The organism is Frankia sp. AgB32 (genome assembly GCF_023243045.1).
Classification (GTDB): Bacteria; Actinomycetota; Actinomycetes; order Frankiales; family Frankiaceae; genus Frankia.
On the sequence record NZ_JALKFX010000038.1, the window covers coordinates 1 to 25275 of the forward strand.

General features: G+C 71.6%; 20 protein-coding genes and 2 pseudogenes. 6 read left to right on the top strand and 16 right to left on the bottom strand.

Annotated features, from left to right (window positions below):
* The 5 genes and pseudogenes from MXD60_RS13730 to MXD60_RS13750 all read right to left on the bottom strand — a co-directional run.
* Nucleotides 1–293, bottom strand: a pseudogene (locus MXD60_RS13730) (hypothetical protein); the annotation flags it as partial.
* Nucleotides 294–471: 178 nt separating this feature from the next.
* Entirely contained in the window at nt 472–1854 is a 1383-nt protein-coding gene (locus MXD60_RS13735) for a bifunctional glycosyltransferase family 2/GtrA family protein (RefSeq protein ID WP_248819442.1), read from the bottom strand.
* A 291-nt stretch (nt 1855–2145) separates the two neighbouring features.
* Entirely contained in the window at nt 2146–4515 is a 2370-nt protein-coding gene (locus MXD60_RS13740) for a glycosyltransferase family 39 protein (RefSeq protein WP_248819443.1), read from the bottom strand.
* Between the two features lie 162 nt (nt 4516–4677).
* Nucleotides 4678–6459: a sensor histidine kinase gene (locus tag MXD60_RS13745; protein WP_248819444.1), complete on the bottom strand. Its 1782-nt coding sequence runs from the start codon at nt 6457–6459 to the stop codon at nt 4678–4680.
* 80 nt (nt 6460–6539) lie between these two features.
* Nucleotides 6540–7295: a response regulator transcription factor gene (locus tag MXD60_RS13750; protein WP_248819445.1), complete on the bottom strand. Its 756-nt coding sequence runs from the start codon at nt 7293–7295 to the stop codon at nt 6540–6542.
* Nucleotides 7296–7476: 181 nt separating this feature from the next.
* On the opposite strand from MXD60_RS13750, the pseudogene MXD60_RS30320 reads away from it, so the two are divergent.
* From MXD60_RS30320 to MXD60_RS13765, 5 genes and pseudogenes are all read left to right on the top strand, one after another.
* Nucleotides 7477–7779: pseudogene (locus MXD60_RS30320) on the top strand (phosphorothioated DNA-binding restriction endonuclease family protein); the annotation flags it as partial.
* Between the two features lie 233 nt (nt 7780–8012).
* A complete protein-coding gene (locus MXD60_RS30325; RefSeq protein ID WP_518467931.1) occupies nt 8013–8786 on the top strand; it encodes an SRA domain-containing endonuclease in 774 nt (257 codons plus the stop codon).
* Between the two features lie 109 nt (nt 8787–8895).
* Nucleotides 8896–9243 carry a hypothetical protein gene (locus MXD60_RS13755; protein ID WP_248819446.1) on the top strand — a complete coding sequence of 116 codons (348 nt, stop codon included), beginning with the start codon at nt 8896–8898 and terminating at the stop codon, nt 9241–9243.
* 242 nt (nt 9244–9485) lie between these two features.
* Nucleotides 9486–9941: a hypothetical protein gene (locus tag MXD60_RS13760; protein WP_248819447.1), complete on the top strand. Its 456-nt coding sequence runs from the start codon at nt 9486–9488 to the stop codon at nt 9939–9941.
* A 183-nt stretch (nt 9942–10124) separates the two neighbouring features.
* The gene (locus MXD60_RS13765; RefSeq protein ID WP_248819448.1) at nt 10125–10877 is read left to right on the top strand and encodes a dienelactone hydrolase family protein; all 753 of its coding nucleotides are present in this window, start codon (nt 10125–10127) and stop codon (nt 10875–10877) included.
* A gap of 31 nt (nt 10878–10908) precedes the next feature.
* On the opposite strand, the gene tcmP is transcribed toward MXD60_RS13765, so the two are convergent.
* From tcmP to MXD60_RS13795, 6 genes are all read right to left on the bottom strand, one after another.
* Nucleotides 10909–12141, bottom strand: coding sequence for a three-Cys-motif partner protein TcmP (tcmP, locus tag MXD60_RS13770; RefSeq protein WP_248819449.1), 1233 nt, complete (start codon nt 12139–12141; stop codon nt 10909–10911).
* 86 nt (nt 12142–12227) lie between these two features.
* Nucleotides 12228–12977 carry a DUF5131 family protein gene (locus tag MXD60_RS13775; RefSeq protein ID WP_248819450.1) on the bottom strand — a complete coding sequence of 250 codons (750 nt, stop codon included), beginning with the start codon at nt 12975–12977 and terminating at the stop codon, nt 12228–12230.
* Nucleotides 12978–13110: 133 nt separating this feature from the next.
* Nucleotides 13111–15450 carry an Hsp70 family protein gene (locus MXD60_RS13780; RefSeq protein WP_248819451.1) on the bottom strand — a complete coding sequence of 780 codons (2340 nt, stop codon included), beginning with the start codon at nt 15448–15450 and terminating at the stop codon, nt 13111–13113.
* Nucleotides 15451–15811: 361 nt separating this feature from the next.
* Nucleotides 15812–16345, bottom strand: a complete 534-nt coding sequence (locus MXD60_RS13785; RefSeq protein ID WP_248819452.1) for a hypothetical protein — start codon at nt 16343–16345, stop codon at nt 15812–15814.
* 71 nt (nt 16346–16416) lie between these two features.
* Entirely contained in the window at nt 16417–17247 is an 831-nt protein-coding gene (locus MXD60_RS13790; RefSeq protein ID WP_248819453.1) for a response regulator, read from the bottom strand.
* Nucleotides 17244–18554: a sensor histidine kinase gene (locus tag MXD60_RS13795; protein WP_248819454.1), complete on the bottom strand. Its 1311-nt coding sequence runs from the start codon at nt 18552–18554 to the stop codon at nt 17244–17246. Before MXD60_RS13795 ends, MXD60_RS13790 begins: the two co-directional genes overlap by 4 nt.
* Nucleotides 18555–19033: 479 nt before the next feature.
* On the opposite strand from MXD60_RS13795, the gene MXD60_RS13800 reads away from it, so the two are divergent.
* A complete protein-coding gene (locus MXD60_RS13800) occupies nt 19034–19282 on the top strand; it encodes a DUF6158 family protein (protein ID WP_248819481.1) in 249 nt (82 codons plus the stop codon).
* Nucleotides 19283–19331: 49 nt separating this feature from the next.
* Here MXD60_RS13800 and MXD60_RS13805 read toward each other — a convergent pair whose 3' ends face one another.
* The 5 genes from MXD60_RS13805 to MXD60_RS13825 form a co-directional block, all read right to left on the bottom strand.
* Complete coding sequence (locus MXD60_RS13805; RefSeq protein ID WP_248819455.1) at nt 19332–21137, bottom strand: substrate-binding and VWA domain-containing protein; 1806 nt, start codon at nt 21135–21137, stop codon at nt 19332–19334.
* A 276-nt stretch (nt 21138–21413) separates the two neighbouring features.
* Nucleotides 21414–22427 (bottom strand): GNAT family N-acetyltransferase, encoded by a 1014-nt coding sequence (locus MXD60_RS13810; RefSeq protein WP_248819456.1) that lies wholly within the window; start codon nt 22425–22427, stop codon nt 21414–21416.
* Complete coding sequence (locus MXD60_RS13815; RefSeq protein WP_248819457.1) at nt 22418–23383, bottom strand: alpha/beta fold hydrolase; 966 nt, start codon at nt 23381–23383, stop codon at nt 22418–22420. Before MXD60_RS13815 ends, MXD60_RS13810 begins: the two co-directional genes overlap by 10 nt.
* A gap of 105 nt (nt 23384–23488) precedes the next feature.
* Entirely contained in the window at nt 23489–24010 is a 522-nt protein-coding gene (locus MXD60_RS13820; RefSeq protein ID WP_248819458.1) for a DoxX family protein, read from the bottom strand.
* A 364-nt stretch (nt 24011–24374) separates the two neighbouring features.
* The gene (locus tag MXD60_RS13825; protein WP_518467923.1) at nt 24375–24926 is read right to left on the bottom strand and encodes a MarR family winged helix-turn-helix transcriptional regulator; all 552 of its coding nucleotides are present in this window, start codon (nt 24924–24926) and stop codon (nt 24375–24377) included.
* Nucleotides 24927–25275: the final 349 nt, after the last annotated feature.

Sequence of the window (25275 nt, forward strand, 5' to 3'; positions counted from 1 at the left end):
GCGCAGGAGTTGATGCCGATAGCGGTCCAGCCGCGGCGGCGGTCGAAGGCGGCGAGCAGGCCGAGCCAGCCGCAGGTGGCGGCGGCAAAGCGGCCGGCCCACCGGCAGATGGACTCTCCGACCTCGGCGAGTGGCGCGTTGTCCGGATCGATTCCCATGTCCACCGCGGGTGGAGCGGGAGGGCCGGGGCGTGGGTGGTCGACGGGCGGTGTGGCGTGCGGTGCAGGAGCGGCGGGGGTGTCGTCGGGGTCGAGGTGGTGGGTGGGGTCGGTGAGCAGCGTTGCGGACATCATCACCGGGCCAGGGGTGAGAAGATCAACAGGACGGATCGATCCTCTCAGCCACCACCGACAATTTTCGGCCACGCATGAACCACTGAAGACGCACTGGACCATCAATCATCGTGATCATGGTGTTCCGCGGCGCACTCCGGCCTGGCGAATGCCCTGGGCGGCGGCCAGGTCGGCTGGGTCAGGACGCTTCGCCGACGGTGCGGCTGGAGCGGAAGACCCAGGCGCGCATCAGCAGGAAGCGGATGACAGTGGAGAGCAGGTTCGCCAGGACCAGCACCGTCACCTCCGGGCCGCGGCTGGGGTGGGAGCGGCCCGCGTGCAGCGCGGAGAGCGAACCGCTGGTCAGCGCCAGCCCGATCGCGAAGACCACGAGGCCCTGCAGGTGGTGCCGGCCGGCCTGCTCGGGGCCGGTGAGGCCGAAGGTCAGCCGCCGGTTCGCCGCGGTGTTCGCCACCGCGGTGATCAGCAGTGCCAGCAGGTTCGCCACCTGCGCGCCGGTGAACGACCGCAGCAGCACGAACAGCAGCAGGTAGGCGAGCGTGCTGGCCACGCCGATCGCGCCGAAGCGCAGGAGCTGCCTCGGCAGCCCACGCGGCACTCCCGGCACCTGCACGCCGCCCCCCGATCCCGCTGAATCCGTGGACCCAATTTGCCCGTTGCCGGCGAGCGCGGAGCCGGCGGCTGCGGTCAGCGGTCCCCGGCCGAACTCCCGGCGCAGGTCGGCCAGCGGCAACGCACCCGAGCCCAGCGCCTTGAGCAGCCGGGCGACGCCCCTGAGGTCGGCGATCGCCGTCGCGACCACGTCGACGCGGCTGTCCGGGTCATCGACCCAGTCGACGGGAACCTCGTGGATGCGCATCCCGGCCCGTTCCGCGAGGACGAGCAGCTCCGTGTCGAAGAACCAGCCGGTGTCCTCGACCAGCGGCAGCAGCGCCGCAGCCGCCTCCGCGCGGATCGCCTTGAACCCGCACTGCGCGTCGGAGAACCGGGCGGACAGCGTCCCCCGCAGGATCATGTTGTAGCAGCGGGAGATGACCTCCCGGCGCGGCCCGCGGACCACCCGCGACGCCCGGGAGAGCCGGGTCCCGATCGCCAGGTCCGAATGCCCGGTGATCAGTGGCGCGACCAGCGGCAGCAGCGCGGCGAGATCGGTCGACAGGTCGACGTCCATGTACGCCAGCACCGGCGCCGACGACATGCTCCACGCGGCCCGCAGCGCGCGGCCGCGGCCCTTGGCGTCCAGGTGCACCACCCGCACGCCCGCCAGCTCCTCCTCCAGCGCCAGGGCGATGCCGAGGGTGTTGTCGGTGCTGGCGTTGTCGGCGACCGTGACCTGGAACGGGTAGGGAAAGGTGTCCCGCAGGTGCGCGTGCAGTCGCCGCACACACGGACCGAGGTCGTTCTCCTCGTTGTAGACCGGGACGACGACGTCCAGGACGGGGCTGGGATGGCCGCCGTCCGCCAGCGTCGCCGTGCCTGTGCTGACCAGCGCCCGCTGCCCGGCAACGCGCTGCGCGGGGGCGGGAGCCGGCGCGGGGGTACCGGTCGCCTGGGATGGCATCCACGTCGTCATGCCACTCACTCTCGGTTCGCGACCTGTGCCACCCGTGTGCCGATCCTGTGGGCCGCCTGTGAGGTGCGGGGTGTCATCACCCGCAGGTGGGCCCTCGGTGGACGGGTCGTTCTCGGCGGGATCATCGTCCGGATCGGGCACGTCAGACCGTCCTTTCTCGCCGTTGCGCGGTTGCCTGCCGGGTCTGCCTTCGCGTCGGGGACGCGCCGATGGCCGTGCGCTCCAGCCCGAGGGGGGAAGCGGGCTGGAGCGCACGGCCGGTTCGGGCCGACCGAGGGGTCAGGTGGTCTGGGCGGTCGCGTCGGTGGAGGTGGTGGACGCGGCTGCCTTCGGGGCGGTCAGGTCGTAGAGGGTGACGCCGCCGACGGTCTTCGCGGTGAAGTTCGCCTCGATCCAGCTCGCGATGCTGCCGGAGTCGTTGCTGCCGCCGTTGGCCTGGCCGAAGCCGCCGCTGGCGATGAAGTAGTGGATCTTCTTCTCGCTGACGTACGTCTTGAACTGGTCGAGGCTCGGCGACGGGTCACTGCCGTTGAAGCCGCCGATCGGCATCACGGCCTTGCCGGTGGCGAGCTGGTAGCCGGCGGCGCTGTTGGAACCGACGGCCGCGGCGACCCAGGTGTAGCCGCTGGCGCCCGCCTTGAACAGGTCGACGATCTCCTTGCCGGGGGTGGCGGCGTTGAGCAGGCCGCCCCCGCCCATGCCGCCAGGACGAGCGGCCGTACCCGTACCGCCGGCGGCCGTGCCACCCTGGCCGGGAACCGTGCCCTGGCCACCCGCGGTGCCGCCCGGGAGGGTGCCGCCGCCGGGCAGTGCGCCGGCGCCGCCCTGGGCACCGGTTCCGCCCGGGCCGCCGAAGCCCGGGAATCCGCCGGCCTGGCGCTGGCCGAAGCCGCGGTTGGCGCCGTTTCCGCGCCGCCCGAAACCACCCGGGCCACCGCCGAAGCCGCCGAAGCCGGCGCCGGCGGGACCCGCCGACGGGATCGAGCCGGTGTGCGGGGTCTGGGCGGTGGCGATCGTGTAGGCGCCCGGGCCGAACAGGCCGGCGACGAGGGCCACGAGGGCGACGCCGAGCGCGGCGCGGCGCGGTAGCCGGATGGAGGCGAGGAAGCCGAGCGCCGCGATGATCCCGGCGACGAGCACCACGTACCGGATCCACGGATGCCAGTCAGGCGTGCGGTTGAGCAGCTTGTACGACCACCAGGTCGTCATGCCGATGGCGGCCGCGCCGGCGACCGCGGCCACCGGGTTGCGCCGGTCGCGCCACAGCAGCACCGCGCCGATACCCACCACGGCGCCGATCGCCGGTGCGAGGGCCACCGTGTAGTACGGGTGGAAGATGCCCTTCATCTCGCTGAAGATCAGACCGGTGACGAGCAGCCAGCCGCCCCAGAGCACGAGCGCGGCCCGCAGCCGGTCCGTGCGCGGTGCCCGTCGAGTGAACCAGAGCCCGGCGACCAGAAGAATCAGCGCGGCCGGCAGCAGCCAGGAGATCTGGCCGCCGACCTCGGAGCCGAACATCCGGGTCAGTCCCGACTGCCCCCACATGCCGCCGCCGCGTCCACCCGGTCCGCCGCCCGGTCCGCCGGGGCCCATGAAGGTGCCCGCGCCGCCGGCGGCGGCTCCGCCCGTCCCCGTTCCGCCCTGCAGTGCCTGGCCGGCCGCACCGGCCGCGGCGCGGCGCGCGGCGCCGCCACCTCCGGTGACGCTGCCGGTCTCGTTACCGGTGAGCCGGCCGAGGCCGTTGTAGCCGATGGTCAGCTCGAGCAGGCTGTTGTGCTGCGAACCGCCGATGTACGGGCGGGAGGACGCCGGCACGAGCTCCACGATCGCGATGAACAGGCCGGCGGGAACCAGCAGCCCGAGGCCGCCGAGGAGGGTGTCGCGCACCCGCTTCCGGAACGTCGCCGGCGCGAACGCCAGGTACACCAGCGCGAAGACCGGAACGACGACCAGCGCCTGGAGCAGCTTCGTCAGGAACGCGAAGCTGACGAACACCCCGGCGAGCACCATCCAGCGGGCGCTGGCGTTCTCGACGGCGCGCAGCGTCGCGTAGGCGCCGCCGATGAGCAGCAGGACGAGCATCGCGTCCGGGTTGTTGAACTTGAACATCACCGCGGCGATCGGGGTGAGCGCGAGCACGGCCCCGGCGAGCAGGCCCGCCGCGGCGCCCGCGTACCGGCGCACCGTCTTGTACAGCAGCCCGACGGAGGCGACGCCCATCAGCGCCTCGGGGACGAGGATGCTCCACGAGTTCAGCCCGAAGATCCGCGCCGAGAGGGCCATGACCCACAGCGACGCGGGCGGCTTGTCGACCGTGATCGAGTTACCGGCGTCCGAGGAGCCGTAGAAGAACGCCTTCCAGCTCACCGTGCCGGCCTGGACCGCCGCCGAGTAGAAGGAGTTCGACCAGCCGGAGGCGCTGAGGTCCCACAGGTAGAGCACCGCGGTGCCGATCAGCAGGACCGCCAGCGCGGGCAGCACCCAGCGGGGATCGCCGGCCTCACCGGCCTCGCCGGAATCGGTTTCGGTCGGCGCGTCCGGGTCGGCCGGTCGGGTCGGATCCGCCTTGGTCCACGGCATTCTGGGACGCGGCCCGCGGGCGGGCCGACCCCCGGCGTCGGGGATCGGGTCGGTGAGAGTCGACGACATGGGATCACCGTGACTCCCAGACCTTTTGTCTCCTTGTGCCTCACCTGTGAGGAACCTGTGAAGCGCGTCGGTGGGCCCCCGAACCATCGACGGTCACGGGTGGAACGACGCGGGGACGGCCCCGCGGAACACCATGATCGTCTTCTTTGGGCCCGCCGCCAGTCAGATGTGGCGGCTGGACGCGGCGGGTGGGGGCGCCAGCGGAGGAAGGATCGGGCGGGTCGGGCGATCGACCGTGAGCGGTGGTGCCCCGGCCCGCAGCGCTGGCGGGAAGCCCGCCGTCGGCGCGACCCGCGGCGTAGGGTTCGCCGCCAGGTCCAGCGGTCCGCCCTCGGATCCCACGGCCGTGGCGGGCCGCGTCTGGGGGAGACGCACGATGAAGGCCGTGCGGCCCGGCCGGCTCTGCGCCTCGACCCGGCCATGGTGCGCTTCGACGACGGCGGAGACGATCGCGAGGCCGAGGCCGGTACTGCCGGCGGCGCGGGAACGCGAACTGTCGCCGCGGGCGAACCGCTCGAACACCTGGGGCAGCAGCTCCGGGGAGATGCCGGGACCTTCGTCGACGATGGCGATGACGACCTCGCCGTCGGCCAGGCTCAGGCTCGCCGTCACCCTCGTCTCCGGTGGGGTGTGGGTGCGGGCGTTGGCCAGCAGGTTCGCGACGACCTGGTGCAGCCGGGCGGAGTCGCCGGTCACCGTGACCGGTTCCTCGGGCAGGTCCAGGGCGAAGCGGTGCTCGGGCGCGGCGACGTGCGCGTCGCTGACGGCGTCGACGACCAGCCGGGAGATGTCCACCGGCTCGTGTTCCAACGGTCGGCCGGAGTCGATCCGGGCGAGCAGCAGCAGGTCCGAGACCAGCGCCGTCATCCGCGCGCTCTCCGACTCGACGCGGCTCATCGCGTACGTGACGTCCGCCGGCACCGGCTCGTGGGTGCGCCGGGTCAGTTCCGCGTAGCCGCTGATCGCGGCGAGCGGGGTGCGCAGTTCGTGGCTGACGTCGGCGAGGAACTGCCGCATCCGCATCTCGCTGGCATGCCGGGCTTCCAGCGCCCCGCCGATGTGCCCGAGCATCCGGTTGAGCGCCGCGCCGACCTGCCCGACCTCGGTCCGCGGGTCGGTGTCGACCTCCGGCACCCGGACGGACAGCGCCACCTCGCCGCGGTCCAGCGGCAGCTCGACGACCCGCGACGCGGTCGCCGCGACCCGGCGCAACGGCCGCAGCGTCACTCTGAGGATCACCGTGCCCGCGACCGCGGCGAACGCCACTCCCGCGAGCGCGACCACGCCGCTGACCACCGCCATCCTGGTCAGCGTCGCGTTGATCTGCTTCATCGGCAGCGCGGTGACCAGCGTCAGGCCGTTCGGCTCGGTGATGGCGACCAGCCGGTACTCATCGGAGCCGAGCGTGTCGGTGTGGAATCTCCCGTCCCGCGGCACCGCGGCCACGGTGGTGCTCTGGCTGGTGGTGAGCTGCTGGGCCGATTCCTCGGAGTCGAGGTACGCGGCGTAGGTCCCGGTGGCGTCGATGACGGCGGCCACCGTGCCCGGCTCGACCGGCCCGCGGAAGAACGCGGTGAGCAGGGTGGCGGCCGTCGCGCTGTACAGCGTGTTCTGCAGGGCCGTCGTGGTCTGCAGCGAGGTGCGGACGCCGTAGCCGGCGCCGTAGCCGTAACCCGTGCCGTTGCCGGAATCCTGCCCGGACGAACCGCCAGATCCCGAACTGCCGCTGGGCGGCAGGCCGCCGTCCGGCGTCGGATCGAACGGCCCGGCCAGAATCCGGCCCCACCTGCCGCTGGCCTCACCCAGCCGGCGGTCGAGCTGGTCAAGCAGCACGCCGCGCAGCGCCACCGCCGTGATGAACACGATCGCCATCGACACGGTCGCGAGCAGCACCATGAGCAGGGCGATCAGCCTCGTGCGCAGAGACCACCGCGACGGCGCCATCGTCCGCCCGCGCCGGGATCGACGGCGTCCGCCCGGACGGGCTGGAACCACATCGGGATGCTGCGCGGTGGCCATCCGATTCAGATCCGGCGGGCCGCGGACGAGGTGGAGACCGAACCGGCGGACAGCGCGGAGTCGGCCGCCGCCTCCGCGGGCCGCAGCACGTAGCCGGCGCCACGCATCGTGTGGATCATCGGGGATCGACCAGCGTCAATCTTCTTGCGCAAGTACGAGACGTACAGCTCGACGACGTTCGCCTGGCCGCCGAAGTCGTAGTTCCAGACCCGGTCGAGGATCTGGGCCTTGGAGAGCACCCGGCGCGGGTTGCGCATGAAGAAGCGGAGCAGCTCGAACTCGGTGGCCGTCAGGTGCACCGGGACGCCGGCGCGCTCTACCTCGCGGCTCTCCTCATCCATCGTCAGATCGCCAACCATCAGCCGCGCACCCTGCAACGCCTCCGCGCTGCGCGCCGCCCGCCGCATCAGCCCGCGCAGCCGTGCGACCAGCTCCTCCAGGCTGAACGGCTTCGTCACGTAGTCGTCGCCGCCAGCCGTCAGCCCGGCGACGCGGTCCTCGACGGCGTCCCGGGCGGTCAGGAACAGCACCGGGACGTCCGGGCTCTCCGCCCGCAGCCGCCGCAGCACCTCCAGCCCATCCATGTCCGGCAGCATGATGTCGAGCACCACCGCGTCGGGCCGGAACTCCCGCGCCAGCCGGAGCGCGGTGCGTCCATCCCCCGCACTGCGCACCTCCCACCCCTCGTAGCGCAGCGCCATCGACAGCAGCTCCGCCAGTGTCGTCTCGTCGTCCACCACGAGTACCCGCACCGGTTGCATACGGGACAGCGTCCCTCAGGTGCCTAGCCGTTGCCTAAGCCTTGGCTGTGAACTTCCTGTGAGCGTGCGTCCTTGCGCAAGGACGCCAGCGGCCGTTGGTCGGTCTGGTGTGATTCGGTCGGAGGAGTGATCGTATTGTTGCCTAGTGCAACTAGATGAAGCTTTGGACGCATTGGGTCAGATGCGGAGAGCATCCGCCCAGGGTCGACCGCTACCGCATCAACCTCTGACGCTGCTCTGGGCAGTGGCACGCCTGAGCGAGAAGATCCGACTGATCAGGTGGTCGGACGTGCGAGATGATCTGGCAGCTGAACTCGCCGCACGCGGTGGTGCGCCCGGCGAACGGCCGGCGCCGGAGTTCCCGGTCGTGGCCCTGCGGAACTCGCCGCTGTGGGAGATCCGGGCCAGTTCCGAGGTGCCACCTGCGCACGGCTCGCGGACTCGCAGATGGTTGGATGACGAGGATCCTGAGTTCGGGCTCTCGACGGCGGCCTACGAGCTCCTCCAAGATATCTCTAGTCGCGAACGATTCGTGGCTGCACTCAATTCACTGATCGATTCCTCGGTTGTCCCTGGTCCTCGGCATGATGGCGAGTGGGATATTGCTCTCGGTGAAACGTTGCGCCGAGTTTCTGTGCATTCAAAGTATGGCGGAAATCGTCAATCTGGTATATCTCCATCGGCGCAAAGTAGAAATATCCTCCTCTTTTCGATCTCATCAAGGGGCGCCAGCACGGATATTTTGATGGCTGGGGAGACGATGGCGCCTTTCATTACACTGGAACCGGTCAAAATGGCGATCAAAGAATGGACGGGGATAATCTCGCCATTCTGCAACATCGAGGTTCGGGGCGCGCGCTCAGATTGTTTCAGGCCGTCAAAAGGGGCTTGGTGCAGTACTCTGGAAAGTTCGTGCTGGACTCCGACTTCCCTTCCTACACCAGCCGGGCACCATCCACAGGGGGTGGGCGGTGGCGATCGGTCATCGTCTTTCGTCTCCGCCCGGAGGGTGAAATATATGAGGGCGTGACAGCGATTCCGGCTGGCGGCGACGCGCCCAGCCAAGTGGTATCCATACCGCTTGAACTTTCGCACACTCCTAGCTATGAGGTAACTAGGCCGACGGAAAGTGGAATGGTGGTCCGTCGGGAGGGTAAGCTCGTCCACGAGTATGCTGGTTATTTGCGGTCACTTGGTCACGTGGTTTACCGAAACAGCATCCGCCCAGCCGGCGAGTTGGGTCCTTTATTGACTGATCTTTACGACGAGACGACCGGCGATTTGGTGGAAGCGAAAAGTGTTGTTACGCGCGACGTTGTGCGAATGGGGGTTGGGCAACTGCTTGACTATCGGCGGTTTATAGAGCCAACTCCCAGGCTTAACCTCCTGGTTTCGGCGAAACCTCGGCCGGACCTGCTAGATTTTTGTGCCAGCGTCAATGTCACCGTTATTTGGCGGACTGATTCTTCGTCGGGGTGGGATCACAGCTAATCGGCGGTGAGGGTTACCACGCTTCCCCGGCCGCTGGATCCTATGGATACGGACATCGAGCCGCCAGAAGGGCCGTCGCGCCCTTCTGGCCGGCACCAACCCGCGCACCGTGAGCGCGACCGTCGGCGGCCTGACCGTCCCGGCTGCGGCGGGTACCGCGCGTCTCGACGGGGACCGGTTCGGCTCGCTGCTCGTCCGGGCCGGGGCCGAACAGCCCCTGTCGGCGCGGGTCGAGGCGGACACGGTGAACGTGATCGCCGGCACCGGGCGGGCCGCACCCGTTAGCCGCCATCGCGCTGACCCCGGCGGCGGTGTCGGGCTCGACCGGGGATCGTCCGCGCTGGCTGCTCCGACATTGACACGCCTCACGGTGACGACTGGCCCGGACGTGGGTCCCGACCGGGCCACTGGCAGCGGACCCGTTCGCGACGGTGTTGATCTCGTCGCTCGGGGGTGAGGAGGCGGCGGGCCAGCCGGTACCCGGCTGACAGTCCGAACTTCCTGGGGGCACGGTGTGATCTGTCGCGAGGGTGACCACCAAACTGCCCCCTAAGAGAGGGTTCATCAGGCCAAACTGGGTACGTGCACCGCATGGCTCGACACCGTCGTCCTCAGTCCGCCGGTCATGGCGCGCGCTCCCGCGTTGCGCGCCGGGTGGTACTGCCTGCCGCCACCCTTCTCACCGCGGGAGTTGTCACCGTGGGTACTGCGTTCGCCTGTCCCGGATCCTCCGCCGCGACCACGCGGTCCACCGCCGCCGCTGCTGGCAACGGCGCTGTCATCGCGACTCCAGTGCGGGCCGCCGATACCCGCTCACCGTCCACGACCGATGCCGACGCCATCGCCGAAGCGGTTCGCGGCAGTCAGTACACCGCCGCCGTCCCGGCGACGAACTACCAGGTCACCGGCACGGTGCTGGCGGCCAGCGACCCGAGCTGGGCCCTCACCGAGCTGGAACCGACGGTCGAGGACCTCGACCGGGCGGAAGGCCTGGTGCACCGCACCCCCGCCGGGTGGGAGCTCGTCCAGGTCGGCACCTACGAGGTCGGCTGCGGCGTTGCCCCCAGCGCGGTGCTCGACGACTTCGGCCTGCAGTGCCCGCCCCCGGAGGGGACGACCACCGCTCCCGCCGCGGACGACGCCCAGCCCGCCTGAGGTCCCTCGGATCTTCCGCGAGCCTCGGCACGGCCTTCAACGCTCCCGTCCACCGGGGGCGTTGCCCGTTTCAGGGCCCCCACTCCGCTCGTTCGGGGGCCCGACGGAGGATGCTTGTTCCGTCAACGGTCGTCCTCGGACGAGGGACGAGGACCCGGGAGCAGCGAGCGGGAGGCGTACCGCATGCCAGTCACCGAACTCGACATCCACACCTCCGACGGAGTGATGGATGTCCATCTCCACACCCCGGACGCCGGTCGTGCGGACGCCGCCGGGCCGCTGCCCGTGGCGATCCTCTACCCGGACGCCGCCGGGGTCCGCCCGGTCGCCCACGAGATGGCCCAGCGCCTCGCGGCCGAAGGCTACGCCGTGGCGCTCACGAACTACTACTACCGTTACGGCCCGTTCACCTTCGACCTCACGACGGCCTTCCGGGACCCGGACGAACGCGCCAAGGTCATGACCAGGCTGGCGCAGGCCGACCCGCAGTCGGTCGTGCGGGACACCGCGGCGCTGCTCGACGTCCTCGCCCCCCGCGACGACCTGCGCACGGACCGGGTCGGCGCGTACGGCTACTGCCGCGGCGGCCTCATGGCGTTCACCCTGGCGGGGGCGCTGCCGGAGCGTGTCGCTGCCGCCGCGTCGTTCCACGGCGGCGGCATCGCCACCGAGGAGCCGACCAGCCCGCACCACCGCGCCGGCGACATCCAGGCCGCGCTCTACTTCGGCATCGCCGCCGACGACCGCACCTGCACCCCGGAGCAGCAGAAACTGCTGATCGCCGCCCTCGACGCGGCCGGCGTCCGCTACGAACTCGAGCAGTACGACGCCCCCCACGGCTTCGCCGTCCCCGACCACGTCGGCGCCTACGACGAGGCCGCCGCCGCCCGGCACTGGGAGAAGCTCACCGAGCTGTTCGCCCGCGAACTCCGCTGAGATGGTTCTGAATTCAGGCACTGACTTGAGATCATCGGGATTGATGCGGAACGAGAGTGTCCTGGTGGACGCGCACGCCACTGGCACGGGGGCGCACAATGCCGTCCTTCGCAAGGGTGTCCCATGCTCTGCGTATGTGTTTGTCTCGCGCCTGACCCAGGGTTCGCCCGTATATCTCTGAAATGCGATTGACCAACGGTACCGAGCGGCCGTCGGCAGCCAGCGCTCGAAGGTTGTTCGAGATTTCTGCCAGCCACTCCCGCTCCAGACGGCCCTCCTCGACGGCGGCCTGCTCGTCCGGAAGGGTCGCCAGGTCCAGGAGGGAGAGTTGGCCAGGGAGAGGTGGCCCCTCCTGGGCGAGCGCCTCGCTACGGCACGCTGCCCTCCAGTCGGCGTTGGCAAGTGATGCGGCCTCGTTGAACTTCCAGGGGGCTACAGGATGGCGGTGGAACAGCACTAGGATGAAGAGCGGCAGATGGTGTGGCTTTCGGCGGATGGGAACGCAGAAGGCCCCGTGCCCTGTCCGGGCGCGGATCCTTTCGTGGAATGTGTCGACGACGGCGAGGGCGGCCTGGCTGGCCGCCAGCGCGGAGTCTCCGCCGCGGGTGTCAAGATAGACGTCTCGCCACCAGCTGTCTCCGAAGAAGCGGTCGAGGCGGGCGAGGATGGTTTCTTGGCCGATGTTGCGGGTTTCGAGGTCGAGGAGTCCGCCCCATCGCCGCACTAGATCGATATTGAGGTTGAGCAGCACCTCGGTCGGTGCGGTCTCGTGACGGTTGAGTATGCGCTCTACGAGTGCGTCGAAAGGCAGGGCCGTGCCGAACGGATCGAGAAACGCCAGCAGGGGAAGGCCGCGGGCCAGCTCGAGGGTCTCGTCGAGATGCTCAACGACATCGCCGTGGCGCACCCTCCACTGTGCGCCGCCCGTTGCTGCCTCCTGTAGACGTTTCGTGAGCTCCAGGTAGCTTGCGCGGTCAGCCTCGACAAAGACACTCTCGACATGCCGATCCCAGCCGGCGACGGCCCGGGCGGTCTCCAGAGCAAGTAGCGGGGAGCCAGGCGTGCCGTCCTCGTACCCGCCGCGGCCTGCGTATCCGTCGAGGTAGACAACACGTCGGCCTGAGCTGTGGGTGCTGGTCATCGTTGTGAAAATGGTGCTGTACCGCCGGACAACACCATGCTTGAGGACGGCGGCTGCCTGGCGCCGCTGGAAGAACTCGTCGTTGGCGACCGTCGCCCCCACCCCCTTGGATCCCACAACCATGATCCGTCATGAGGTGACGAGGTTCTGGAGATTCCAAAACCTTGACAGGGGTCCAGCAGTGGGCGCGGATACCTATTGACTGGTCGTCAGGCCGCGGGGCTGGACAGCGGCATCTCGTCCCAGACTCGTCCGTCGAGGAGGCGGCCCTTCGCCTTGGGAGTTCGCCCGCCCCACTGCTTGAAGAAAAAGGGAACGTCCGCGTGGTTGCACACGTCGCGGAGTTCAGCGACCCAGCTTGTCTCGATGGGACGGTGGTGGCGACCCGACTCCCCGCCTGCGATGACCCAGTCGATGCCATCTACATCGATGCCGGTCAGCGGGCCCAGGAGCGGCTCGCAGGACAGGAATTTCACAGCGGCGGGGACGTGACGGAGGTCGTCGATCCGGGACAACGCTGCGGCGTTCTCCACCGAGACGCCCATCCAGAGATTGTCTGGCCACGACAGCGTGTCCGCGAGGCGGGCGAGCCGCAGGGAGCGCTTGGTAAGGACCTGGAAGGTGTGTTGGGGGGCGGCGGCGATGGTGTCGAAGACCTCCCGGACGAACGTCGCGGAGACCTGGGCGTGAAAAAGGTCGCTCATGGAGTTGACGAAGATCTGGCGGGGCGCTTTCCAGTGAAGCGGGATGGCCAGGGCATCGGGGTGCATCGTGACGCCGAAACCGGGCCCGGACGTCCGGGGATCGCCGTCTCGCTGGTACTTCGGGCTCCCCATCGTCTTCAGTCGACCAGCCAGGTTCAGCGCATAGCAGTTGTCGCAGCCTGTGGATATCTTGTCGCATCCGGTAGTTGGATTCCAGGTGGCCTGTGTCCACTCGATCGCGCTACGGTCCGCCATGGAACACCTCCTTCGGAGTGGATCTTTTCATAGTGAGCCGCACATATGTGCGAAACGGAGGCGGCGGCGTGTCGGACGGCCGTGGTCCGGTTGCCACCTCGCGCGAGTGCCGTGACTGTGCTGCGGACGTCCGTCAGGGGGTGTAGATGATGTCCCAGAGGCGGGCGGTCATGTCGGTGCCGGTGGTGGCGAGCAGCAGGCCGAAGGGGGCGAACGCGCAGCTCATCACGGTGCTTTCGTGACCGGTGAGGGTGGCGATGGCGGTGCCGGTGGCGACGTCCCAGAGCAGGGCGGTGTCGTCGGTGCTCGCGGTCGCGAGGAGTTGGCCGTCGGGGGAGAAGGCGCAGCTCTGCGCGGAACCGGGCAGGGTGGCGACGGTGGTGCCGCTGGCCGTGTCGGTCAGCCGGGTGCCCTCGTTGCCGGCGGTGGCGAGCACGGCGCCGTCGGGGGAGAACGCGCAGCCGCCGGTGAAGTTCGTGTGGCCGGGCAGGCTCATGATGATCTCGCCGACGGAGACGTCCCACAGCAGGGTGGACTCGGCGCCGGCGGTGACCAGCAGCCGGCCGTCGGGGGAGAACGCGCAGCCGTAGACCGTGCCGCGGTGGCCGGCGAGGGTGGCGATGCTCTTCCCGGTCAGCGCGCCCCACAGGCGCACCGTGCGGTCGGTTCCGGTGGTCGCGACGAGGCTGCCGTCGGGGGAGAACGCGCAGCCGTAGACGGGGCCGCGGTGCCCGGTGAGGGTGAGGGAATGGCGGCCGGTGGCGACGTCCCAGATCCTGGCGGTCCTGTCGCTGCCGGTGGTGGCGAGGAGCTTGCCGTCGGGGGAGAACGCGCAGGCGTGGACGATCAGGCTCTTGCGGTTGGTCAGCGTCAGCGACGTGCGCCCGGTGGCGACGTCCCACAGGCGGGTGCCGTCCTTGCTGGTGGTGGCGAGCAGCGTCCCGTCGGGGGAGAACGCGGCGGAGGTGACGTCGCGCTCGTGGCCCTTCAGGGTGGCGCGGGCGGTGACCTCGACATGGTGTGACGGGCGGCTGCTGCGGTCGAAGCCGCGCAGGTCCGCGCCGCCCACCGAGGAGCCGCCGACCAGCGGCGCGGGGCCGGACGGCAGCGTCGTCGCCAGCCAGTCGGCATCGCGCACGGGCGTGCCGGGGTCGGCGTGGATGTGGATGAGGCTGCCGGGCACGTCCATGGCCAGGTCGAACAGCGAGCCGTCGGTGAGGCGGACGCGGGCGAGCACGGCGCCGGCGTCGAAGCGCTCGCCGGGCTCGACGAGCCAGCGGACCATCGTCGCCCGACCGCCGGGGATGTCCCAGCGGGCGGGTTGGAGCACCGGGTTCGGGCGGGCCGCGGTGGTGCGCCGGGTCGAGACCGACGATGCCCAGGCCGCCGCGCCGAGCACCACGGCGAGTTCCGGGTCGACGGCGGTGTAGATCTGCTGCGTCGGCCAGTCGGTGCCGACGCCGAGGCGGCCGGTGAGGATGTCGGTGACCACCGGGATGTGCGCGCAGCCGCCGACGGACAGCACCCCGCTGAGCTTGTCCGGGGTGTAGCCGCCCGCCTCCAGCAGGTGCTGGCAGCACGCCATGGTGCGGGCCAGGGTGGGGGAGGCGAGCTGGGTGAACCGCTCGCGCCGCATGCTGACCAGCAGGCCCGCCGGGCTGAACACGTCCTCGACGGAGGCGATGTCGCTGAGCTGGTGCTTGACCGCGCGGGCGAAGTCGAGCAGCTCGTGGCGGGTGCGGCTGGCCGTCGTCTGGTACATCTCGCCGATGCCCGGCGGGTTCAGCAGCGGTTCGAGGCCCGGGCCGTAGAGGCCGAGGATCTCGTCGAACAGGATCTGGTCGAGGTCGCGGCCGCCGCAGTCGTGCAGCGCCGCGTGGGAGAGCATCTCGTGCCGCCCGTCGGCGCCGACGGCGACCAGCGCGCCCTCGAACGTTCCGCCGCCGAGGTCGTGGACGAGCATGAGCGAGCCGGGCTCCGGCTGGGCGCCGTCGAGCGGCGACCAGGCGGCGGCGACCGGCTCGGCGAGCAGGTCGACGTCGACGAAGCCGGCGGCCTCCGCGGCCGCGATCATCATCCGGCGCAGCGGGCCCGCCGGGTCGTAGCTGGCCGGGACGGTGACCACCGCGCGGGTCAGGGTCTGGCCGCCGATCTGCTGCTCGGCCTCCGTCTTCAGCGCGGCGAGCACGGCGGTGACCAGGTCCCGCGCCGGGTAGCCGCGGCCGTCGAGGGGGACGACGAAGTCCCGGGTCAGGTCGCGCTTGATCTCGCCGCGGTAGGCGGCGGGCCAGATCCGCTTGCGCCGTTCGGCGAGCGTGCCGACGATCAGGTTGTCGCCGTCGGCGAACACCGAGGCGGGCCAGCTCGCCGAGCCGCTGGCCGGCTCCCGGACCAGCTCGATGCGGCCATCGACCGCGAGGGCTGCCCTGGCACTGCAGGTGCCGTAGTCGATCGCGAGGATCGGCTCGCCCACAGCACCCCCTGTCCACGTTTCCGGTGGGCAGATCGTAGCGGCGTCTGCCGGGGCGGCGTCGACACCCTCGCCAAACCAGCGAACAACGGGACGGATCGTCCGTGTCCAGTCGCCCCTTGTGGCGGGTCAGATCCGGGCGTGGGCGGGCTGCCGGCCTCCCCCGAGGGCCGGCAGCCCAAGAACCACACCAGCACGCCCCCGTACGACATGGGCGGCTGCTCCCCCGAGGTCAGCCCGCCCGTGCCGTCGCACGGCGTGATTCCCAGGCTCATCCTGTGGGATCACCAGGAGGCGCACCATCCCCTGATCTTCGGGGGAAACCGCCGGACGGAAGCCGTCGGAGGATGGTTTCCGAGCGTGGTCATCGGCGCCAGCGCCCCGCGGGCCACCGGGGACGGCGTGGCCGGGCGGCGACCTCGGCGAGTCGGGCGACCTCGGAGCGGGTCAGCCGGGCGAGGCCCGCGGGGAGATCGTCGGGAAGCGCCGCGTCCTCACCCGGGGTGATGCGCAGCCGGGCCACGACCGGCCCGAGCCAGCTCACCTGGAGGACGCCCGCGGTCGGGTCGCCCCGCTCGACGCACGCCGCCGTTCCCGCCGCCGCCCTGGTCGCCGGTGCCGGTCCGAGCAGGTCACGGGCCAGCGCGTCGGCCCGGCGGACGCTGGCCAGCAGCCAGCGTTCGTCGTCGAGCCGGTACAGCGGGGCGTCCGGCTGCCCCAGCCAGATTGCGTGGCCGTGGCGCACCGCCGCCGCGTCCTGCGGGGAACCGGGCGTGTCCGGGGCTCTGATCAGGGTGAGATCGGCCGGCAGCGCCACCGCGGTGAGGAAGGAGGCGTCGAAGGCCGCCTGTAACCGGCCGGACCGGGACCGGCTCCCGGCTCCCCCGTCGGTACCCATTCCGACGAGCGTCCCGGTGCCGGGCCCGCGCGGGCAATCCCACGAAATCCGGGGGTCCGCGTGCCCGGTGGTCAGCCGAAGCCGAGCTCCCGGGCCCAGAGCGTCGCCGCGGTGCTCGGCGGGATCGTCACCGGTGCGTCGGGATGGCTGGCGAGGTACTTGACCCGCACCGCGCGCAGATAGTCGGCGACCACGCTCACCTTGACGTTCATCGCCCGGGCCGCCTCCTTGTGGGACAGCCCGCGGCAGCCGACGAGCACCATCACCTCGGCCTCGCGCGGTGAGGGCCGGTGCAGGCGGCGCCGGCGGCGGGCGGCATCGAAGATCCGGAGCAGGTGGCGGTGGGCCGCCGCGGACGTGAGTCCCCACTCGGCGCACAGCTCGTCGAGGGTGTCGCCCTGGGCGAGGCCGCGCAGCAGGTTCCGCTCGTCGTCGTCGATCTCGTCGCGGGCCAGCCGCCGCCGGGACGCGTCCTCCAGCAGAAAGCCGGCCAGTCGGGCGGAGACATGGTGACCGCCGGCGGCGACGGCCGTCGCCGCCGCGATGAACTGCTGCGCGAGCACGGTCTTGTCGACGAACCCCGCGGCCCCCGCGGCGATCGCGTCGAGTACCTCGTCCGACGTCGCCACCCCGGACGTCGCGAGCACCCGCAGGCCCCGGCCGCGCAGCTCGGCCACGGCGGCGGCACCGGACAGCCCGGGCAGGTGCAGGTCGCAGACGACCACGTCGGGGGTGGCGGCCGGGTCGAGGGCCTCCAGGCTCGGTGCGGGCGCCAGCACCGAGAACCCGGCGCCCGCGAACCGACCGGCCAGGGACTCCGTCGCGATCGGATGGTCATCGATGATCGCCACCGAGAGCGGGCGGCGGTCCCCGGCCACCTGGTCCGGGAGCTCGGCGTTCACGGGGCGCCGCCGGGTACCCCGGCCGGCGGTGCCGGCCAGCGCAGGGTCACCTTGACCCCGCCGCCGGGCCGGGCGGTGACCTCCACCCGGCCGCCGTGGCGGGAGATCGCCGGGTAGCTGCCCGCGAGCCCACCGCCGCGGCGGACCGTCGCCGGGTCGAAACCGACGCCCCGATCCCGGACCACGACCAGCACCTCCTCCGCGTCGCCCTCGACGAACAGGCTGACCTCGTCCACGGGACCGGCGTGCCGCATCACGTTGCGCAGCGCCTCGCGGGTCGCGGCGACCAGCGCCTCGCGCACGGCCTCGGGCGGCTCGCCGCGCACGGCCACGAACGGCACCAGCGGGAGACCCTCGTCGGCGAACATGTCGACGACGGCGGACATCATCGCCTCGAGGCCGGTCTCGCCGTCCTCCCGGGACGCCTGGCTCTCGCCGGGCCCGGCCCCCCGGTCGGCGCCGGCCGGAACCACGTCGGAGCCGCTGCTGGCGGGGGGCTCGCCCGGGCCGGAACCGGAGGTGTCGTCGGTGAGGACCCGGGGGTCCATGCCCCGCGGGTCCATGATGATCCGGCGGGCCCGTTGCGCTCCCCGCCGGGCCTCCCGGACCAGGGCCGCGCTGGGCGTCCCACCGGCCGCGACATGGTCGACGATCGGCAGCAGGTAGTCGTGGATCTCGCGATGGGTGATCTCGCGGTGCCGCAGGCTCTCCGCCTCCCGCTCCTGCTCGACGAAGAGTCGCCAGGCGGCGGCCGCGTCCTCCTGGGCGGCCGCCGTCGCGTCCGACAACGCGCGCAGTTCGCGCGCGATGAGCAGCGCGACCGCGTACCAGAGCGCGAAGCCCAGCAGGTCCGAGCCGAGCTTCAGAGTGACGTCCGGCAGCACGGCCAGGCTCCACGCCGCCATCAGCGCGGCCACCATGACGACCCCGGCGACGCCGATGCCCAGCGCGAAGCCCACTCCGGCCGGAGCCACCAGGCTGAACGGCACCAGCTCGGTCATGATCCTGTTGCGTTCGCCCGGCTCGGCCGCGCGCGAGCCGACCAGCATCAGCGCGACGCAGAACGCCACGTCGGCGAGGACCAGCCGGTCGGCGAGGCGGGAGGTGCTGTGCCAGGCGGACCAGGAGAACCAGCCGGCCTCGGCGGCGGCGGCCACCACGACCACCACGGCGATCCAGGGATGCCGCAACTGGTCCCAACCGAACAGCGGGACCAGCACGAACGTCGCGCAGGCCGCCCGTGCATAGCCGACCATCCGGGCCATCCGCTGCTCGGTGCGCACGACGACGTCCTGGGGCGGTCCCATGATTCCGACCATCCCGGTCATAGGTTGCAACCGTAGTGATCGGGCGCCGGCTCGACCACCCCCCGCGACGGATCTGGTCGCCGCGGTGTGCGACGCGCGCCGACCGGGCACCGCCACCCCATGAGAACCCTCAGCCCCATGAGAACCCTCAGTCGCAGGAGAACCCTCCCTCGTTCGGCCAGCCGGGGTGGGGCCAGTGTCGCGGTGCTGCCGCCGCCCGGACCGGGTCCGGTTCCCTCCGATCCGGTGCCGCCGTCGCCCGTTCCCGACCCGGTGCCGCCCGGTCCCGGCCCTGATCCGGTGCCGCCGGGACCAGGCCCCGATCCGGTGCCGCCGGGACCGGGCCCCGATCCGGTGCCGCCGGGGCCAGGGCCCGATCCGGTGCCGCCGGCGCCGCCGCTGTGAGCGTCGGAAGCGGACCGCCGCGCGAAATGGTCATGACGCGGGAGTTCCGACGCCGCAGCGGGTACACCCCCGACATGACGCATCGACCCGCGGGAATCCCCGCCCCGGACCTGGCCGATCTTGATCTTGCCAGGGAGCTGCAGCACCTGCACCGCACCCGACACGACGCCTTCATCGCGGGAAGCGAGGACGCGTTCGAGACCCACACCGCCAGAATGCTGGAACTCGAACGCGAGTACCTTCGCCGCTTCCCGCAGGCCGCCAGTCCCGACCCACTGCGCACGAGGGCCGGCAGCCGCCGCGCGGCTGGCGTGGCCGGCTGATCGCCGACGCCGGCGCGGAGGCGGTCACACCGCCCCCGCGGGCCGGCGGTCAGCCGTTGGCGTGGGTCAGCGCGTCGGCGTAGACGTCGAACAGGCCGTTGACGTCCGGGTCGAGGTAGGCATGACCACCGGTGGCCGCCGCGAGTCGGGTCAGCCCGGCCATGTCGGCCGACGGGTCACAGGCGACGATGATCATCTGGACCGGGCGCTTCGGGTCGGCCTCGGACCGCAACGCCGCGACGGCCTGGTCGAGCGTCGGCCCGTTGGCCGCAGCCGACCGTGTGCTGCTGGAACCGCCGGTGCTGCCGGTGTCGTCGACGCTGCCGTCGGTGAACATGATGACGGCGTTCAACCGGCCCGCGGTGTAATGGTCGATGCGGTCGCGGACCGCGGCGACCGCCGTCGCGTACAGGTTGGTGACGCCGCCGGCGGGCGGTGTGCCGGCGGCGAACAGGTCGTCGCGGTGCGTCCCGTGGACACCGGGTGAGTTCAGCGGCGCCATCGCGGCCAGCTCGCGGTGACCGTCGGGCAGATCGCCGGAGAACTGCCAGAGCTGCACATCGCTGTCCGGCGGGAACAGCCCGACGCCGGCCTGGGCGGTGTCGGCGGCGGCCGCGATCCGGGTTCGGCCGGGGTCGTCCGTGCGCGGCAGTCTCATCGAACCGGACGTGTCGACCAGGGCGAGCACGGCAATGCGCTGGCGGGCATGGCGGAAGAACCGGCGCGCGGTGCCCAGCACGGTGTCCGAGGCGTCGGTGCTGGCCAGTTTCGGCGGTGTCGTGCGCACCCCGTCGGTGATCGTGAGGGTGCCCGCCAGGCCGGCCGGGTCACTGCCGCCGGCGAGTTCCGCCGGAGAGCGCAGGCCCGCGGCGCTCAGCGCCCGGCGACCCGCGTCGCCCTGCACATAGCGGAGGAACGCGTCGGCCGCGGCCTGCTTCGACGCTGTGCCGGACGCCCGGTTGAGGACGATGTACGGCACCGACGCGGTGAACGATCCGTCCGCGGGATAGGACGCCACCAGCGAGGTGGGCGCCGGCGACGAGGCGCGGGCCGCCGCCCGGTTGTAGGCGATGACGTCGGACTCCAGGGCGGGGAACGCCGACGGCACGCCGTCCGGGACCGCGTCGACGAGCTCGCTGTCGTACTGCGGCAGCCACGCCACCGAACTGTCGAGGCGCACCACCGTGGCCTGGGCGGCGCGGTCCTGGTCGAAGGTGCCCGCGGTGAGTTCGGCGGGAGCGATGCCGCGCGCCGCGCTGACCGTGCCGATCACCGCGCGCAGGGCGGCGGCGGAGTTCTCCGGGTTTGCCATGGCGAAGCGGAACTCGCCCCACTCGGGCTTGCCCCGACTGGCCCAGAACCTGGGCGTCGCCGCGTCGGTGGCGAGTTCAGCCCAGGTCAGATGGTGTTCCGGCCAGCCGAGCTCCTCCGCCATCGGCCGGGGCATCGCGATGACGATCGGCGAGCCCGCGATCGTCGTCGCCCGGGCGGGCAGTTGCCGGGCGGCGGTATCGGACTCCTGGCCGAGTTCCAGCCAGTCCGCCGCCTCGGGGATCCACACGTCCGGCGTGCCCGACCCGGACGCGTCGGAGCGGGCCAGGGTGTCCAGCGCGCGGTCCGACGGCGTCGACGCCACCGTGATCGACGTGCAGGGCTGGCCCGCCTCGCGATGCGCCTGCCCGTAGGCGGTGGCGAGCTGTCGGATCGGCGTCGCCAGGGTCGGGGCGGCGGTGATGGTCAGCGCGGCGCGGGGCGTGCCGTCGGCGCACTCCTCGGACGAGCTGCCATGCCAGACGGCCGCCGCCACGAACCCGAGACCTGTGATCGTGAGCCCGCCGAGCAGGAGAACCGCCATCCCGCTGACCGCCCCGGGCCAGCGGCGTCGACCACGTTCGGCGTCGCGCGGGCCGGCCGGCGGCGGCTGTTCCCCCCGAGGTGCGGCACCTCGGGACCGATGACGGGCGGCCGACACGCACACGTCCTTTCCCGGGCGCCGAGCCCGCCGTGGACCCGCCGCCACCACGATGATGTGACCACCGGGATGGGGTGCTGTGTGTCCGTCTCCCACATCGTCGACCACGTGGCACCCGCCAGGACGGTCGTTTTCGCCGAGTTGGGCGTCCGCTGAGGGTCAGCCGGAACGGGATTCGCCGACGTCCGCCACCAGGTCCGCATAGTCCGGATGGCGGTCGATGTACCCGCGAATATAGGGGCATTCCGGAATAACCGCCAGGCCCTGTTGGCGGGCTGCGTCGAGAGCGGCGGCGGCCAGCGCCGAACCCACGCCTCTGCCCTCGTACTCCGGCAGGACCTCGGTGTGCACGAACACGATCCGATCCGGCCGCCGCTGGTACTGCACGAGGCCGGCGAGTTCCCCTTCGGGAGTGCGCGCCTCGTGGCGGTGCCGGTCGGGGTTGTCGATGACGGACAGCTCCATGTCCGCATCCTCCCGCAGGTCACGAGGTCCGCGCCGACCGTGGTCCGGACCGGCGCGGGACGCCGCCAGGTCCGCCGGGGTGTCGACGTCCCGGGGGGAGCCCAGCCCGTCGCAGGGGACGAGACCGACCTCGGCGGGGTGCGCGCGCAGCCACGCCCGGGCGCCGACGTCTCCCACGGCCGACGCGGCGACCCGCTCCCAGACCGCCCGTCGCAGCAGGACGGGATGCCCCGCCCGCCCCTGGTAGCTCGCCGTCAACGCCGGGTGCGGGTAGCCGCCGCCCGGCGCGGCGGCCCCGATCAGCCGGCGGACCGCGGCGGCGACCAGGTCGGGCTGGTCGACGAGGGCCACGACCACGGCGTCCACGTCCAGGTCGGCGGCGGCGGCGAGCCCGGCACGCAGTGACGCGCCGAGGCCTTCCGCCCAGCGCTGCGCGCGGACCAGGCGCACCGGTGTCACCGTGGTCAGCGCGGCGGCGACCGCCTCGACCTGCGGGGCGGCAGCGCCAGCGATGACCACGACCGGCCGGGCGCCGCCGTCGGCGAGCAACCGGATCCCGCGGGCGACGAGCGGCTCGCCGTCGATCTCCACCAACGCCTTGGGACGGCCCATCCGCCGCCCGGCGCCGGCGGCGAGCAACAGGCCGGCCGCGCCGGGCCGCCGCCCGACGCGGGGTCCGGCGTCCGTCGGCGTCGAGGTCAGGCGCACACCTCGTCCCCAGCAGCCTCGTCCCCGGCCATGGGGTCGCCGCTGAGCGAGGCGTCGAGGATCAGCCGGGGGCGGATCCGGCGATCGAGAAAGTCCAGGATGCGCTCGTCGAACGATGCGTTGTCGTCGCCGGCCACCATGTGGTGCGCGCCGGCCACGTCGCTGTAGTCGGCGTGCGGGACGAGGGTGAGGAACCGGTGGGCGTCACCTTCGCTGACGACGTCCGACCGGCTGCCGCGGACCAGCATCGTCGGGAGCCGCAGGCCTGCCGCGGCGGCGGCGAGGTCGGTCGCCATCCTGTTCACCCGCGCCGGGTCGGGCTCCCCGGGCGGGAAGAGGAACACGGGATCCCAGTGCCAGAACCAGCGTCCGTTCACCAGGCGCAGGTTCCTGCGCAGCCCGCTGGTGTCGCGCGGACGCTCCCGGTGCGGCAGGTAGGCGGCGACCGCGTCGGCGGCCTCCGCGGGGGAGGCGAAGCCTTCCGGCGCCGACCGCATGAACCCGGTGATCCGCGCGGTGCCCTCGTTCTGCAGGAACGGGGACACGTCGACGAGGACGAGGCCCCGGGCCACTTCCGGTTCGCGGCCGAGGGCGATGAGCGCGGCGAGCCCGCCGAGGGAGGCTCCGACGAGCACCGGTGGCTGGCTCAGAGCTCCGCACAGCACGAGGATGTCCGCAGCGAAGCGCTCGAAGGCGTAGTCGCCGTCGGGTGCCCAGCCGGAGTCGCCGTGGCCGCGCAGGTCGACCGTCAGCGCGTACCAGCCGTGGTCGCCGAACCGGCGAGCCGTGCGGCGCCACGAGTGGCGCGTCTGGCCGCCTCCGGGCAGCAGCACGACGGGGGGATCGGCCGGATCGCCGTAGGCGTCCGCGGCGACTTCCAGGCCGTCGCCCGGCAGGTGCAGCGCGGGCGCCGGGGTCGGTCGGTCCTGCTGTCCACCATCGATGTCGGTAACCACGAATGCCAGTATCAGCACAATGATTGTCGAGATGCACGTTGTGCCGGGCCGGAATCAGTGCTGCGTCCGGCCCGGCCGGCGGGAATCAGTCCGGCGGCGGTGCGGTCAGGCGCTCGTCGACCCGGCGGCCCTGCGCTCCGGGCGCCACGCGGTCGCCAGCAGCAGGGCGGCGCCGCCGACGCCGAGCACGAGCGCGATGATGCCGCCGACCCAGCCGTCGAGCTCGATGCCGATCGCGTGGTCCAGCGAGGCCTTGCCCGGGCCGAGGATGCCGATGGCCGCGCAGACGACCGAGATCATCAGGACGTACTCATAGCCCTGACCGGGCTTGAAGATGAAGAACCCGTTGGTGCGGTGCGCGGTGATGCCGGCGACGACCATCGTGCCGATGATCGCACCCGCGGCGAACGGGGTGAGGAAGCCGACGATCAGCCCGGCCCCGGCGGCGAGTTCGACCAGCCCGGACATCCAGGCGTGCACGAGCGGTGGCCGCAGCCCCATGCTGCCGAACCAGCCAGCCGTCCCCTTGATCCCGCCGGGCCCGAACACGTGGTTGTAGCCGTGCGCGATCAGGGTGAGACCCACAATGACCCGGAGCACCAGGGCCGCGGTGTCAGGCGATGTCACGTGTCCTCCTCGAACCGGGCTACTTCGCGGGGCGACGGCGGCCGGCGCGCCGATGTCGCAGCGCCGACAGTAGCGGGTTGTCAGAGTTGACACGCTAATTGCAATTAGTTTGATCTTTTTTCGATCTTCGTGGGCGGCGAAAGATGCTGCCAGGACAGGGCTGATCGAATCTGGGGATGTCCCGCCGTCGGGCTCACCGCAGCCGGGGCGGCCCCGCCCGCCGGCGTGCGGGCGGCGGACCGGGCGGCCTCGCGTCCGTGGAGCGGGGACGAGGCGGTGACGCCGACCGTGCCGACCGCGAGAACGGCAAGCCCGACGACTGGGGTCGCCGGCCTGAGGGCAGGCCCGCAGGCGGTAGGCCCGGCTAGCGCTGGCTGTCCTGGTCGACGATCCGCGTCAGCATGGACAGCAGGGTGCCCTGTTCCTCCTTGGACAGCGGCGCCAGCAGTTTGTCGTTCATCTGCTCGATGCGATCCGCCACCTGAGCGTGGGTGGACTCGCCGCGCCTGGTCAGCCGCAGGACGTTGCGCCGGCCATCGCGCGGATCCCGGACCCGACGGATGAGACCCCGCTGGACGAGTCTCGCGACCACATCGGCGACGGTGGACCGGTCGAGCGACGCCCGTTCGCCGAGCGTGCGCTGGTCGATGTCGGGATCCGCCAGAAGGCTGTTGAGAACGACGAACTGCGGGGGTGTCGTCTCGGTGGAGACCGTGGTCGTCCACAGCTGGTAGGTCACCTGCTGCAGCCGCCGGGCGAGCTGGCCCGGGTGGCTGGACATGTCCACGACGCCGCTGGTGGCGGGCGGTTCGGCCGGCGGCGAAGGCAGGGCTGCCGGCTCGGTTGCGCGTTGCCCGGGTAGGCGCTCGCCGGAATGTTCCAGCGCGCTGGTGTCATCACCGACACCCCGGGGCAACTGGTCGGATCGTGTGCGCGCGTTCAGGGTTCGCTTCCAATCCGGTGTCGAAGTAGGCGGCCGACGAGTTCGCCGCAAAGGTCATCATCGCTCATGTCGACGCTCGTTGTCGCCAGGCTGTCAGAATCACGTGGTGCCTCGGCGTCTGCGCCGTTACTGGGGTGGCATGTAGTGAAATTATAACTAGGGATTACCGGACATCCTGGTACGTGCGTAGTAGGCTCATCACCGCTTCGGGGTAGCCATTCGGGGATGTCATGCTCGTGACAGGGAGGCCCCGGGCACAACCTCCTGGTGGTGGGTGCATGACGGGCACTGTGCGGGTAGTGGCTCCCGTATGGAGGATGCG

Bases quoted from the DNA above. Each gene is read 5' to 3' on its own strand.
- MXD60_RS13800 (WP_248819481.1), top strand. From the start codon at position 19,034: ATGACGCATCGACCCGCGGGAATCCCCGCCCCGGACCTGGCCGATCTT.
- MXD60_RS13785 (WP_248819452.1), bottom strand. From the start codon at position 16,345: ATGGGTACCGACGGGGGAGCCGGGAGCCGGTCCCGGTCCGGCCGGTTA.
- MXD60_RS13735 (WP_248819442.1), bottom strand. From the start codon at position 1,854: ATGCCATCCCAGGCGACCGGTACCCCCGCGCCGGCTCCCGCCCCCGCG.
- MXD60_RS13750 (WP_248819445.1), bottom strand. From the start codon at position 7,295: ATGCAACCGGTGCGGGTACTCGTGGTGGACGACGAGACGACACTGGCG.
- MXD60_RS13805 (WP_248819455.1), bottom strand. From the start codon at position 21,137: ATGGCGGTTCTCCTGCTCGGCGGGCTCACGATCACAGGTCTCGGGTTC.
- MXD60_RS13795 (WP_248819454.1), bottom strand. From the start codon at position 18,554: ATGGGACCGCCCCAGGACGTCGTCGTGCGCACCGAGCAGCGGATGGCC.
- MXD60_RS13775 (WP_248819450.1), bottom strand. From the start codon at position 12,977: ATGGCGGACCGTAGCGCGATCGAGTGGACACAGGCCACCTGGAATCCA.
- tcmP (WP_248819449.1), bottom strand. From the start codon at position 12,141: ATGGTTGTGGGATCCAAGGGGGTGGGGGCGACGGTCGCCAACGACGAG.
- MXD60_RS13740 (WP_248819443.1), bottom strand. From the start codon at position 4,515: ATGTCGTCGACTCTCACCGACCCGATCCCCGACGCCGGGGGTCGGCCC.
- MXD60_RS13745 (WP_248819444.1), bottom strand. From the start codon at position 6,459: ATGGCGCCGTCGCGGTGGTCTCTGCGCACGAGGCTGATCGCCCTGCTC.
- MXD60_RS13765 (WP_248819448.1), top strand. From the start codon at position 10,125: ATGCCAGTCACCGAACTCGACATCCACACCTCCGACGGAGTGATGGAT.